The sequence below is a fragment of the Longimicrobium sp. genome (assembly GCF_036399255.1).
In the GTDB taxonomy this organism is placed as follows: Bacteria; Gemmatimonadota; Gemmatimonadetes; order Longimicrobiales; family Longimicrobiaceae; genus Longimicrobium.
Map to the genome: position 1 here is coordinate 20,319 of NZ_DASWNM010000040.1, position 12,622 is coordinate 32,940.

The 12,622-nt window shown below is 69.9% G+C and carries 16 protein-coding genes; 12 read left to right on the top strand and 4 right to left on the bottom strand.

Annotated elements, in window-relative coordinates; all coding sequences use genetic code 11:
• The first annotated feature begins 226 nt into the window (after window positions 1-226).
• The 7 genes from VGC13_RS06645 (at window position 227) to VGC13_RS06675 (ending at window position 4,929) form a co-directional block, all read left to right on the top strand.
• Entirely contained in the window at window positions 227-811 is a 585-nt protein-coding gene (locus VGC13_RS06645; protein ID WP_331124441.1) for a hypothetical protein, read from the top strand.
• Window positions 812-857: 46 nt separating this feature from the next.
• Window positions 858-1,331: a DUF2059 domain-containing protein gene (locus VGC13_RS06650; protein WP_331124442.1), complete on the top strand. Its 474-nt coding sequence runs from the start codon at window positions 858-860 to the stop codon at window positions 1,329-1,331.
• Window positions 1,332-1,344: 13 nt separating this feature from the next.
• On the top strand, window positions 1,345-2,151 hold the full coding sequence (locus VGC13_RS06655) for an SDR family oxidoreductase (protein ID WP_331124443.1): 807 nt from the start codon (window positions 1,345-1,347) through the stop codon (window positions 2,149-2,151).
• A gap of 74 nt (window positions 2,152-2,225) precedes the next feature.
• Window positions 2,226-2,591 (top strand): hypothetical protein, encoded by a 366-nt coding sequence (locus VGC13_RS06660; protein ID WP_331124444.1) that lies wholly within the window; start codon window positions 2,226-2,228, stop codon window positions 2,589-2,591.
• Window positions 2,592-3,439: 848 nt separating this feature from the next.
• On the top strand, window positions 3,440-3,979 hold the full coding sequence (locus VGC13_RS06665) for a hypothetical protein (RefSeq protein ID WP_331124445.1): 540 nt from the start codon (window positions 3,440-3,442) through the stop codon (window positions 3,977-3,979).
• A gap of 17 nt (window positions 3,980-3,996) precedes the next feature.
• Window positions 3,997-4,335, top strand: a complete 339-nt coding sequence (locus VGC13_RS06670; protein ID WP_331124446.1) for a TfoX/Sxy family protein — start codon at window positions 3,997-3,999, stop codon at window positions 4,333-4,335.
• Between the two features lie 207 nt (window positions 4,336-4,542).
• Window positions 4,543-4,929 (top strand): hypothetical protein, encoded by a 387-nt coding sequence (locus tag VGC13_RS06675; RefSeq protein WP_331124447.1) that lies wholly within the window; start codon window positions 4,543-4,545, stop codon window positions 4,927-4,929.
• Window positions 4,930-5,281: 352 nt separating this feature from the next.
• Here VGC13_RS06675 and VGC13_RS06680 read toward each other — a convergent pair whose 3' ends face one another.
• Window positions 5,282-6,127: a helix-turn-helix domain-containing protein gene (locus VGC13_RS06680; protein ID WP_331124448.1), complete on the bottom strand. Its 846-nt coding sequence runs from the start codon at window positions 6,125-6,127 to the stop codon at window positions 5,282-5,284.
• A 93-nt stretch (window positions 6,128-6,220) separates the two neighbouring features.
• On the opposite strand from VGC13_RS06680, the gene VGC13_RS06685 reads away from it, so the two are divergent.
• Window positions 6,221-6,493 carry a hypothetical protein gene (locus VGC13_RS06685; RefSeq protein ID WP_331124449.1) on the top strand — a complete coding sequence of 91 codons (273 nt, stop codon included), beginning with the start codon at window positions 6,221-6,223 and terminating at the stop codon, window positions 6,491-6,493.
• Window positions 6,494-6,533: 40 nt separating this feature from the next.
• Here the strand turns inward: VGC13_RS06685 and VGC13_RS06690 are convergent, their stop codons facing one another.
• Window positions 6,534-7,829, bottom strand: coding sequence for a hypothetical protein (locus VGC13_RS06690; protein WP_331124450.1), 1,296 nt, complete (start codon window positions 7,827-7,829; stop codon window positions 6,534-6,536).
• A gap of 235 nt (window positions 7,830-8,064) precedes the next feature.
• On the opposite strand from VGC13_RS06690, the gene VGC13_RS06695 reads away from it, so the two are divergent.
• The 3 genes from VGC13_RS06695 (at window position 8,065) to VGC13_RS06705 (ending at window position 10,907) form a co-directional block, all read left to right on the top strand.
• Window positions 8,065-8,514, top strand: coding sequence for a hypothetical protein (locus VGC13_RS06695; RefSeq protein ID WP_331124451.1), 450 nt, complete (start codon window positions 8,065-8,067; stop codon window positions 8,512-8,514).
• 721 nt (window positions 8,515-9,235) lie between these two features.
• Window positions 9,236-9,673 (top strand): OsmC family peroxiredoxin, encoded by a 438-nt coding sequence (locus tag VGC13_RS06700; protein WP_331124452.1) that lies wholly within the window; start codon window positions 9,236-9,238, stop codon window positions 9,671-9,673.
• Between the two features lie 376 nt (window positions 9,674-10,049).
• Window positions 10,050-10,907, top strand: a complete 858-nt coding sequence (locus tag VGC13_RS06705) for a pentapeptide repeat-containing protein (RefSeq protein ID WP_331124453.1) — start codon at window positions 10,050-10,052, stop codon at window positions 10,905-10,907.
• A gap of 163 nt (window positions 10,908-11,070) precedes the next feature.
• Here VGC13_RS06705 and VGC13_RS06710 read toward each other — a convergent pair whose 3' ends face one another.
• Window positions 11,071-11,544: a hypothetical protein gene (locus VGC13_RS06710; RefSeq protein WP_331124454.1), complete on the bottom strand. Its 474-nt coding sequence runs from the start codon at window positions 11,542-11,544 to the stop codon at window positions 11,071-11,073.
• A complete protein-coding gene (apaG, locus tag VGC13_RS06715; RefSeq protein ID WP_331124455.1) occupies window positions 11,541-11,921 on the bottom strand; it encodes a Co2+/Mg2+ efflux protein ApaG in 381 nt (126 codons plus the stop codon). Before apaG ends, VGC13_RS06710 begins: the two co-directional genes overlap by 4 nt.
• Before the next feature lie 161 nt (window positions 11,922-12,082).
• Here apaG and VGC13_RS06720 point away from each other — a divergent pair, with 161 nt between their 5' ends.
• On the top strand, window positions 12,083-12,598 hold the full coding sequence (locus VGC13_RS06720) for an adenine phosphoribosyltransferase (RefSeq protein WP_331124456.1): 516 nt from the start codon (window positions 12,083-12,085) through the stop codon (window positions 12,596-12,598).
• Window positions 12,599-12,622: the final 24 nt, after the last annotated feature.

Below are 12,622 nucleotides of genomic sequence, written 5' to 3' on the forward strand. Positions count from 1 at the left end.
CAGAACCCGCCACGTGGCAGGTACTTGACCGTACTGCAGAGCCGCCAGTCCGCGAAGGCGGTCTTCGTGTGGTTGTTGCAGCGAATTCATTCGCCCGTGCCCGCCCGATCCTCAAGCCCTCCCCCATCCCCCACACCGCCGCTCTGGCCCCCGCGCACCCGCCGCCGTACCATTCATCCCGCCGCAGGATCCGGCCCTTCGCCCGCCCCCACACTCCGGAGCACGGATGGACTACCCGCTGCAGCTCTCCTTCAAGCTGATGGCCCTTACGCCGCAGATCTTCGTGCGCGACGCCGCCGGCCGGGTGCGGATGTACGTCAAGCAGAAGATGTTCAAGCTCAAGGAGAACGTCACCGTCTTCGGCGACGAGTCGCAGGGGCAGCCGCTGTACCACATCAAGGCCGACCGCGTGATCGACTTCAACGCGCGCTACGACTTCACCACGGCCGACGGGCGGCAGATCGGCAGCGTGCGCCGGCGCGGACGCAAGTCGCTGCTGCGCGCGCACTACGAGGTCATGCAGGGCGAAGACGTGGTGCTGCTGATCCGCGAGGCCAACCCCTGGGCCAAGGTGGGCGACGCCCTGTTCGGCGAGATCCCCGTCATCGGCATCTTTGCCGGCTACGTGTTCCACCCCGTGTACGTGGTGTCCCGCGCCGACGGGGTGGAGGTGCTGCGCGCCGCCAAGCAGCCCGCCCTGTGGGAGGGCCTGTACACCGTGCAGAAGACGGCCGACCTTTCGGTGGAGGCCGAGGCGCTGGGCGTGCTGAGCCTGCTGACCATGCTGCTGCTGGAGCGCCGCCGCGGCTGAGGGCCGCAACCAATCCCTTTTGTTCATCCACTGGAGAGAAAGACTGATGAAGAAGCTGCTGACGATGCTGGCCCTTGCCCTGTTCTGCGCCGCGCCCGCCGCCGCGCAGGGCGAGCCCACGCCGGGCGAGGTGGCGGCCGTGCGCGAGCTGCTGGAGGCCAGCCGCACCCGCGAGAACTTCATCGCGGCCATGGAGATGGGAATGGAGCAGGGCGGGATGGGCGAGATGACGCCCCAGATTCGCGCCGTGCTGCGGGCGTTCATGGACGAGCACTTTCGCTACGAGGACCTGGAGCCCGAGTTCGTAAAGGTCTACGCCGACGCCTTTACCGAGCAGGAGATCCGCGACCTGGCCGCCTTCTACCGCACGCCGCTGGGCCAGCGGGTGGTGGAGACGCTTCCCGAGATCACCGCCGCCTCGCAGCGCATTGCCATGGAGCGCCTGCAGGCCGCCATGCCGCAGCTGATGCAGGCCATCATGGAGGCGATGGAGGAAGAGCAGCCCGCCCCCAAGAGCTGACGGGCAGACGACGATGGCCGCGCTCTTTCGCGACAACGTGGTGGTGATCACCGGCGCCAGCGAAGGCATCGGCGCCGAGATGGCGCGGCAGCTGGCGGCGCAGGGCGCGTGGCTGGCGCTCGCCGCGCGCGACGCGGAAAAGCTGGAGGCCGTGGCCGCCGAGTGCCGCGCGCGCGGCGGCCGCGCCGTCGCCGTCCGCACCGACGTGGGCGACGAGGCGCAGTGCCGCGCGCTCATCGACCGCACGGTGGCGGAGTTCGGCCGGGTGGACACGCTGGTGAACAACGCCGGCGTCAGCATGTGGGCGCGCTTCGACCAGGTGACGGACCTGGCGCCGTTCGAAACCATGATGCGCGTCAACTACATGGGCGGCGTGTACTGCACCCATGCCGCCCTGCCGCACCTCAAGAAGTCGCGCGGGCGCATCGTGGGCATAAGCAGCCTCACCGGCCGCACCGGCGTGCCCACCCGCAGCGGCTACGCGGCCAGCAAGCACGCCATGACCGGCTTCTTCGACTCGCTGCGCATCGAGCTGGTGGACGAAGGGGTCACGGTGACGATGGTCTTTCCCGGCTTCGTCTCTACCGCAATCCGCCAGCATGCGTACGGTCCGGATGGCCGGGTGCTGGCCAGCAGCCCGGTACGCGAGAGCGAGGTGATGACGCCGGAGGAGTGCGCGCGGCAGACCATCGCCGCCATGGCGGGGCGGCGGCGCGAGCTGGTGATGACGGCGCGCGGCAAGGTGGGGCAGTGGATCAAGCTGGTCGCGCCCGGCGTGGTGGACCGCATTGCGCGCCGGGCCATCGAGCAGGGGCGCTGACCGGGCAACCTTATGGGCCAAACGGGGTTCAAAGGGGGTTGATGGACACAGCCAACCCGTTGCGAAGCCAGAAGATGCGCCTCCGTTCCCTGTTTCTCCCGCTCGTTTCCCTCTTTCCCTTCGCCGCGCCCGCCATGTCCGACGAGCAGCTGGTGTCCGGCTACTACACGGTCGGCTGGGAAGAGCAGTCGTTCACGCCGTGCGGCAGCCGGCAGAAGTGGTGGGTCAACAACCCGGGGCCCATGATGGGGCCCTACCGCGATCTGGTGGAGGGCGACTGGGGCACCATCTTCGTCACGGTGCGCGTGGACCTGACCACCGAGGGCCAGTGGGGCCACATGGGCGGATACCGCCGCGGGATGGCGGTCACGGAGCTGGTGGACGCGCGCAAGCCGTCGCCGGAGCGGGATGACTGCTCGCGGGTGCGGGAGGCGGAGTGACGGTGAGCGGGTGAAGGGGTGAAGGGGTGAAGGGGTGAAGGGGTGAAGGGGTGAAGGGGTGAAGGGGTGAAGGGGTGAAGGGGTGAAGGGGGCGGGGATGACGATGACGCCGGCCAGGGAGCTTTCCCGGCCGGCGTCTTTGCGTTTGCGGCTCGCGGGGCGCGGCGGCGATGCATATCTTGATGGCCGCGAACGCATTCCGCGTGCGGAGCCGTGCCGGAGCGCGATCGAATTCTCCCCTTTCTCCCGCTCCGCGGGGGAGAGGGGCAGGGGGAGAGGGGGTCCTGTCGGGCGCAGTTCGATCCCGTTCGTCGTGCCCCAATCTCTCCGATCCCCCAACCTCCCCCAGCAGTTTTGGGGGAGGTGCGAGCCTAAGCGAGCGGAGGGGGCGCTCGCGGACGCAGCGTGATCCATCCGCCGCGAGATCGAGTTCTCCCCTCTCCGTGAGGAACGAGCGGGGAGGGGCCGGGGGAGGGGCCCTGTCGGGCGCAGTTCGATCCCGTTCGCCGCGCCCGAATCTCTCCGGATCCACCAACCTCCCCCAGCAGTTTTGGGGGAGGTGGCGAGCCTAAGCGAGCCGGAGGGGGCGCTCGCGGACGCAGCGTGATCCATCCGCCGCGCGATCGAATTCTCCCCTCTCCGTGAGGAACGAACGGGGAGGGGCCGGGGGAGGGGCGCTGTCGGGCGCAGTTCGATCCCGTTCGTTGCGCCCCAATCTCTCCGATCCACCAACCTCCCCCAGCAGTTTTGGGGGAGGTGGCGAGCCTAAGCCAGCCGGAGGGGGCGCCGTTCGCCGAGCCCGAATCCGTCCGACCGAGTCCATCAACAGCGAAGACCAGGCAGTTTCCGTGACCGATACCATCCATCCAGACGGCAGGGGGCCGGACCCGTACGATCCGGCGGTGCGCCGCAAGAACCTCAAGACCATGGGGATCCTGGTGATCGTCGTGGCCGTGCTGGCCGCCATCCCCGCCACGTACCGCCGGTTTCAGCAGCCGGAGCAGTTCTACGCCACCCACGCCGAGGCCCGTCCCGCGGTGGAGGCCGGCGACGTGCCCGCGTTCGTCCCCGCCACGGCGACCGAGATCCACGCGCGCAACAACCGCGACTCAGGGCAACGCTTCGTGCGCTTTACCTACGCGGACGAGGCGCTGCCCGCCATCACGCGCGGCATGCGGCGCCTGCCGCCCGAGCAGGTCGAAAAGGTGATGGTGCCCACGCCCGGGTGGAGCGAATGGTGGCCCATCACCTCGCGCACGCTCTCCGGCGGGCAGGGCGAGTACCTGCAGGTGTACGAGATCGATTCCGGGCCGGACCGCGGCTACCTGGCCGTGGACCCGCGCACCCGGCACGCCTACTTCTGGAGCCGCTCCGGCCGCCGGAGCTGACGCGTACGGAGCGCCCCATGGCAGTCACCCCCGCGTACCGCGAGTTCGTGCTGGAGCAGCTGGGGCGCGTGGCCCCGGTCACCGCGCGCCCCATGTTCGGCGGCGTGGGCATCTACTCCGGCGGGTTCTTCTTTGCCCTTATCGGGGGCGACGCGCTGTACTTCAAGGTCGACGACACCAACCGCCCCGACTTCGAGGCGGCCGGCATGGGCCCCTTTCGCCCCTTCGACGGCGAGGGCGCCATGCAGTACTACGAGGTGCCCGCCGACCTGCTGGAGGACCCCGACCGCCTGCGCCCCTGGATGGACAAGGCGGTCGACGTCGCCCGCCGCAAGCGCACCCGCAAGAAGAAGTAGCGGCGGACGCGCTCCATCTCGCGGCAGAATCCGGCGCGCCCCGGCGCGTCTACTCCGCCTTCTTCGGGGTGGCCACTTGGGGCCGGGGGTGGCGCAGATAGCCCGCTCCTCTTGTGAACGAGCGGGCAGGGCTCTACTCTATCGCCTGGACGCAGTCCTGACACAAAACCCTGATGCCCGTTCGCGGGCGGGACGGAACGGATACGGATGCCGCCGCGTAAAGACGACGCCTCCGTCGAGACGCTTCGCGAGGCCGCGCGCACGTTCATGGACGCCACGTCGCTGCGCCAGGCGGCGCGCGACATCGGCATGAGCCCCACCGGCCTGCGCGGATTTCTGGACGGGGCCGCGCCGTACGTAAAGACGGAGCGGAAGCTGCGCGCGTGGTACCTGCGCGAGGCGCAGCGCCAGGTGCAGGCGGTCTCGCCCGAGGCCGCCAACAACGCGCTCAGGCTGCTGGTGGGGCACTTTGCCGCCGGCTTTGCCCGCGAGACCACCCTGGAGCTGGTGGACGTGCTGGAGCGCCGCTGCGTCGACAGCCAGACGCCGGTGCCCGCCTGGATCGCCGAAGTCCGCGGCTGGTACTCGGAATAGGTTACAGGGGATAGGGTACAGGGGACAGCCTGCCCGGGCCTTTGCGCGCCGGGTGGGCTGGTTCCGCTGGGAGATAGGGAATAGGGAATAGGGAATAGGGAATAGGGGACAGGTTACAGCCTGCCCGGGCATCTGCGTGCCGGGTGGGCTCGTTCCGCGAGGGGAGTGTGGGTGGGCGGCAAGCGGCCTGCAGGACCTGCAAAGCTTGCAAGGGCGAATGAATTCGCTGCAACAACCACACGAAGACCGCCTTCGCGGGCTGGCGGCGGTTGGCTGGCAGCAGGTGCCTGCCACGCCCCGGCTCCGCAACCGGCGGAAACAATGCCCGCTGTAACCTGTCCCCTGTAACCTGTCACCTATCCCTCCGCTCGCGGGCGGCTTCCCGGGCATCCCGCAGCGTGGCGTTGAAGGCTTCGGCGGCGGTGGCGAAGGCGCCGGCTTTGCGCAGGGTGGTGCTGTCCATCCCAAGGAACGCGGTGATGGCCCGACGCAGCGACCGCTCGGTCTGGTAGCCGCTGGCGTACGCGGCGCCGTACACGGTGCGGCCGGGGTCGTCCAGCAGCACGCACGCCAGCAGCATCCGCATCCATGCCTGCACCTGCCGCGGCGCCGGCAGGTCCGCCCGCGCGCACCGCACCGTCAGCGTGCGGGGCGTCACTCCCAGCCGCGCCGCCAGCTCCGGCGCCAGCCCGCCCTCCGCCGCCACCTCGGCGGCCGCCATCAGCATCTGCCGCGCCTCAAGGCTCACGTACGTCGAAAGCGACCGCTCCAGCGCGCGCTTGAACGGCCGCGCGTGCGCCAGGCGCAGCCGCGCGGACAGGGCGCGCGGGGTGCTCTCGGGCCCCAGCGCCACCACCTCGCTCACCCCCCACTCCAGCAGCATCGCCACGTCGCCCGTCATCTCGGGGCGAATCTGCAGCGCGGCCACCACCGGCACCGAGGGAAAGCTGCGCAGCAGGGTGCGCACCCGCGGAAAGCAGTCGCCCGGGTGGGTGCCGGCGTACGGGTCCACCACCACCACCGTGGTGGCGGGCGCGCGGCGCAGCGCGGCGTCCAGCTCGCTCCACGCCACGTCGCCCATCACGCGGAAGGGCTCGCCGGCCGCGGAGAACAGGGGGAGCAGCGCCGGCTCCATCACCAGCACTGGACGCAGGTTGGCGGGGAAGGATGGAAATAGTGGCGCAGCAAGAGCGGTCATCTGCGACGGGGGTCGCGTTGACCCGCAGGCAAAGCGGACAACATTCCAGCCACGGCAACCCTGCCCCGTATTCCGTTCTCAGGAGATGAATCCATGAAGTCGCTGCGCCTTTCCGCTCTCGCCGCCGCCCTGCTGCTCTCCGCCTGCTCCACCTCCGCCCCCACCGAGCCCGCCCAGGCCGGCTCTGCCAGCTTCGACGGTGGTGCTTCGCTCGGCTCAGGGAACAGGGACGGCGGCAACACGATCGGGTCCGGCAACGACGCGACGCAGGACGGCGGTGGCATGCTGGGCTCGGGCAGCGGGGCGGCTGGGTCTGACACCACGGGAACACAGCGCGGCGGCGGCAGTCTCGGCTCGGGGAACTGATGAACGAGGGCCGGCGCGTAGTACACGTGCCGGCCCTGGCTCATGCCGCCGCGGCGCTGTGTTCCTGCTTCTGGAGAGACAGGAGAAAGCCCGATGCGAACCGATCTTCTTCGGGTTCTAGGCGGGCATCGGAAAGGCTTTGTTCGTGCTCCGCCACGCGCCGGGCCGATACCGCCGCAAGTGCAGTCTCGGCGCGAATGCGAATATCCGCCTCGCCAGTTCTTTCCGCGAGAAGAAGCGCGCGATTGAGGGCGGATTCCGCCATCTCCCACTTGTTGAGGCTGGAGGCTCCGAGTCCGAGTTCTACAAGGTCTGGAGCAGCCCGCCTTTCAGCGATTGGATCCTCGAAGAAGTCCCAGGCTTCCTTCCATGCTTCCAGAAAAAGCCGCTCGTGGCCGCACGCCGCGGCTGCACGCGCCAGTACCGCATACACACGGCTTCGCTCTTCCGGAGCAGTGATATACGCAGGTAGTTCCCTCAGAACGAAGAGCGCGCGGGAGAAGTGCCCCCGCTTCATCCAGAGAACGGCCACGTCATGAGCAAGGGCGGGAAGACGGTGGTGGCCGTGCCGGTAAATCTCGTAGGCATCACGTGCAAACTGTTCCGCCTCCTCCAGTTTTCCGCACCAGGTCGCGAGGACGAATAGATCGTGCAGAATCTCACCTTCCCGCTGTACATACCGATGCTTACGTGCCACCCGCAGCGCCTCCCGCAGCGTGCGCCCGGACATCGGGTAGTTGCCTGCCTCATAAAACACGTTTCCCAAGCTGTTCAGCCCCAGCGTCTGCGTCTCCCAATCCCCCATGCTCGCGGCGACGCGGACGGAGCGCTTGATCCACTGCTCGGCTTCGCGCAGAAAGCCGTGCGTCCTGAGCAGCCGTCCGGCCATCCACGCAAACCGCGGCTGATCGGGACGGCAGAGCGCCGCGGCCTCGGTGTAGGCGAGCGCCGTACGCGTGGCGTTGCGGGCGAGGCCCCATTCCGTGACGCAGAGGCACGCGTGGGCCAGCTGCTCGGGCGAGGCGGACTCGAGCGCCGCCAACTCGCCGACGATGACGGCCAGGGGGTAGCGCAACTCCTTGTCGAAGGTGCCCTCCAGCAGTTCGCGCTCCCACTGCTCCATGGCCCGTGGCTCGAAGAGGTCGCCGCGCTGGGCGGGGATCTCCGCAGCCCACATCAGCACGCTGCGCAGCACCTGCCACACCGTCAGCGCCAGCTCCGCCGGCAGCTCGCGCACCACCTCCGTGCCCGCCACTTCTCCGCCAGGAATAGTGAGCGGAGACGTGAAATCCGCGCCGCGAAGGGCATGGCCGGGGCGTAGCGGGCTGGCGGGCATGGAGCCTCCTGACGGAGTGCGTCGGGTTATGAGTGTGGGCATGATCGCGCCAGAGCCGCGCCCGGCGTTGAGGCTCATTCTAAGCGTGGCCGGGCGGCCAGTCTACACCCTAACATGACCGCCCCACATGCGCCAAGAGGCGCACAGCCACTGGCCTTGCGCTCTGATAGTGGACAAAGTAGCCTTACGGGGATTCACGTCCACAATGGCTACTATCGCACAGCGAGGGTCACGCATGACCGATCGTCCGCCAACCTCCATCAGCCGCCTTCGCGAGGCGGTCACCATCCGGGTGCAGGCCACCTCGCTGCGGTCCGTTGCGCGGCAGGTGGGGATGAGCCCCAGCGGCCTGGACAAGTTCCTGGCCGGGGGCATGCCGTACCAGAAGAGCCGGCGCAAGCTGTTCGACTGGCTACACCGCGAGCGCGCCAACCTGGGCGCGGACCTCACCGTGGACGGCATTGCCGCCGCGCTGGGCTCGCTGGTGCGCGACCTGCCGCCCGACCGGCGCGAGCGCGCCCTGCACTCGCTGCTGGACACGCTGAACATCCTGTACGCCGAGCACAGCGAAACCCCGCCCCCCTGGCTGGCCGAGATCACCCAGAAAGCCGCCGACGGCAGCGCCTTTCCCGAAGACGAGGTGCCGCCCTCCCGCCCCACGACGACCGACGTGCAGCAGGCGTAAGCATCTCACTGCGTCCGCCCGCGGCCCCATCCCGGCCCTCCCCCGCAAACAGCGCGGGGAAGGGTGACGCGCTCGACAGGCTCTCCGAAGCACGCTCGAATTCTCCCCTCTCCCTGAGGAACGAGAGGGGGGGGAGGGGCCGGGGGGGCGCGTCCGGCGCAACGCGAGTCCAGTCACCGAGCCGCGCCCCATCCTCACCCCAACCTCCCCCAGCAGTTTTGGGGGAGGTGGCGAGCCTAAGCGAGCCGGAGGGGGCGCCTGCGGACGCAGCGTGATCCATCCGCCGTGCACTCGAATTCTCCCCCTCTCCGTGAGGAACGAGGGGGGAGGTGCCGGGGGAGGGGCCCCCGTCCGGCGCAGTTCGATGTAAGTCGCAGAGCGCGGATCCGTCGGCACCCCCAACCTCCCCCAGCAGTTTTGGGGGAGGTGGCAGCCTAGGCGAGCCGGAGGGGGCGCCCGCGGACGCAGCGTGATCCATCCGCCGCGCGCTCGAATTCTCCCCTCTCCGTGAGGAACGAACGGGGAGGGGCCGGGGGAGGGGCCCCCCGCCGTTCGCGCCGATCCCGGCTCCCCCGCCGGCATTCCGCCGGCATTCCGCCGGCATTCCGCCGGCATCCCGCCCCTCCGTCTGGTCGCCGGCGCACGCGTCGTGTAGGTTCACCGGGCGGGAGACCGACATCCGCACATCATCACGGCGAACCACGGGACAGGGAGGGGCAGGATGCCTACACGCAACGCGAGCGCGACGTGGGAGGGGGGACTTCGGGAGGGCAAGGGAAGCTTCCGCGGCGAGAGCGGCGCCATCGACGCGAGCTATTCGTTCGGCTCGCGGTTTGGCGATTCCGGCGGCACCAACCCCGAAGAGCTGCTGGCGGCCGCCGAGGCCGCGTGCTTCAGCATGGCGCTGGCGGTGGGGCTGGAGCAGGCGGGCACGCCCGCCACGCGCGTGCACACCGACGCCGCCTGCACGGTGGAAAAGGTGGAAGACGGCTTCAAGATCACCACCATCAAGCTGCGCGTGCGCGCACAGGTGCCCGGCATCGACGACGCCGCCTTCCAGCAGGCCGCCGAAGCCACCAAGAAAGGCTGCCCCGTCTCCAAGGCCCTGTCCGGCGTCGACATCCAGATGGAAGCCGTGCTGGAGCAGGCCAACAGCTGATCCGCACCCTGGAAAAGACGGGCCTCACGCAAGACGCGGGGGCGCGGAGAGGAAGCATCTCTCCGTGCCGCCGCGTCTCCGCGTGAGGCCTTCTCGTTTCTGCGGATGATGACGAACGCTGTCGCGCGGCGGGACAGCGTGTCGCCGTTCGCGGCGAATCCAGGGGAGGGGCGGGGATGATCGGCCTGATGTGGATCATCCCCATCGACCTGGCGCTGTGGGAGTTTTCCCTACCCGAGGAGTGGGAATAATCCTGACGGAACGAAGCGTGCGGCGAGATCATCCGTGATCGGCACCGGCGTCCCTGGGGCGCCGGTCGAGCCTTTCCGCCGCCGCTTCCCCGGCGGCACCGCCCACGGCTCACCGGGAGGCCCACATGCAGCTGTTCGATCGAATCTCCGGAATCTTCAGGGGCGACGGCGCATCCTCCTCGCCCGCGTCTCCCGCCCTGTCGCGGGCGGAGGTCGAGGCGCGGCTGCGGGGCGGCGGGCGCTCGCTGGCGGGCGCCAACCTGAGCCGGGCGGACCTCTCCGGGCTGGACCTGTCGGGCGCCGACCTTTCCGGCGCGGAGCTCAGCCGGGCGTCGCTCGCCGGGGCCAACCTGTCACGCGCCAACCTGACGGGCGCCTGCATGCAGGAGGCGGACTTCACCGGCGCCAACCTGGCCGGCGCCATCCTGCGCGACGCCAACACCACCGTTTCCGGCGCGCAGGGCCCGCCGGTGCTGGAGCGCGCCGACCTTACCGACGCCGACGCCACCGGGGCGGACCTCACCCGCGCCAACCTGCGCGAGGCCACGCTCACCGGTGCGCGCCTGTGCGAGGCCGCGCTGGGCCGCGCGGACCTGACGGGCGCGCGGCTGCAGCGCGCGGAGCTCGACGGCGCCAACCTGCGCCACGCCCGCGCCGACGGTGCCGACTTCAGCGGCGCGGGGCTGGAGACGGCGGACCTGGCCAACGCGAGCGCCGCCGGCGCACGCTTCATCGGCGCGCGGATGGCGCGCGCCAACCTGGACGGCGCCCGGCTGGAGCGCGCGGACTTCAGCGGCGCCGACCTTACAGAGGCCAACCTCGAGGGTGCGCGCCTGAACGCCGCCGTCCTGCGCGGCACCACGCTGAACGGCGCCGACCTGGGCGACGCGGATCTTACGGGCGCGGACCTGGAGGGCACCGACACGGTCACCTGCCACAACCTGCGCGCCGCCCCCGCCGCCGCGCCGGCCGGCGCGGCGTAGGCGCGTCCGCTTGGGTGGAATCCGGTTGTACCAGATCCAGAAAAACAACAGCTTTGGGGTACAGAGGAACAGAGTCAGACAGAGAAAGCGAGTGGAAGCATGATCTCGTTTCCTCTGTCTGACTCTGTTCCTCTGTACGATCATTCTTTTCCAGGATCTGGTATTACTGCGCCGGTGCCGCCAGGCTGAACGTGACGATGTTGGAGCGGTGCCCCTTCTCGTACTCGCGCTCGCCGCCCACGGCCTCGTAATGCTCCCAGAGCACCGCGTACGCCGTGTGCTCCCGCGCAAAGGTCGAGGCCACCAGCCAGACGTCGGAAAAGGGCAGCGAGTCGCGCGCCGGCAGCTCCAGCACGGTAGGGCCGCCCATGCAGCTGGCGCCGCCGCCCGCCGGGTGCAGCACCGTCTTGTCGGGCGCCATCACGTAGAACACCACCTGGCACTGGTCGTCGAACTCCAGCCGCACCGGCGTGCGCCCCGGGTTCACCAGGTGCGCCGTCATCCGCAGGCTGTCGCCGGGGTTCACCGGGCCGGAGGGCTGCACGGTCAGGCGCAGCGGCAGGTTGCTGCTGTCCGTGCCGCCGTCGCCGCACCCCGCCAGCACCAGCGCGGCCGCCAGAAAGAACGCGTGCCTCATGCCGTGATCGTGCGAAGAAGAAAGCGCGGGATGGCCGCGCGAAACTGCGACCCGTCGGGGCGCTCCATCACGTAGTATCCCTCCATGTGGCCTTCGGGGCCCTGCAGCACGCAAAAGCTCTCGTACTCGTGCACGCCGCCGGGGCGCAGCTCGGGCTCGACGCCCACCACGCCCTCGCCCTGCACCTCGCTGTCCGTCCCCGCCGCGTCGTGGATGTACCAGTGGCGCCAGCGCAGCGTGGCGGCCACGTCGCCCACGTTCTCGATGCGGATGCGGTAGGTGAACACGAAGCGCGGCTCCCCCGGGTCCGACTGCCGGTCCAGGTAGAAGGGCGTCACGGTGACGCGAATGCCCTCGGTGATGCTGTGAAAGAGCATGGGGGTCCCAGGCGGGTGAACGTGCGGCTCCGCAGGGCACGATACGGCGCCCGCACCGGCCGGTCAACGCCGCCGGTTTGTCGATGCGCCGGGGCGCGCGCTAGATTGGGCGCCGTCCACGCATCCCCCGCGTTCCCCTTTCACCCTACAGGACGGGCCTGATGGAGCACCTCAAGGCGCTCATCCGCGACGTGCCGGACTTTCCCATGCCGGGCATCCTGTTCCGCGACGTCACCCCCCTGCTGCGCGATCCCGGCGGCCTGCGGCAGGTGGTGGATGCGCTCGCCGAACGCTACCGGGACCAGCGCATCGACCTGGTGGCGGGGATCGAGTCGCGCGGCTTTCTGTTCGGCGCGCCGCTGGCGCTGGCGCTGGGGGTGGGGTTCGTCCCCATCCGCAAGCTGGGCAAGCTGCCGGCCGAGTGCATCAGCCGCGAGTACGCGCTGGAGTACGGCACCAACGCGCTCGAGATGCACCGCGACGCCGTGCGTCCCGGCGAGCGCGTGCTTCTGATCGACGACCTGCTGGCCACCGGCGGCACCGCCCGCGCCGCCGCCGAGCTGGTCGCCGAGCTGGGCGGCCAGATCGCCGAGGTGGCGTTCGTCATCGAGCTCGCCTTCCTGAACGGCCGCGCCGCGCTCCCTGGCCTTCCCGTCCACGCGCTGATGGCCTACTGAGGCGACGCTCCTGAAGAACAGGGT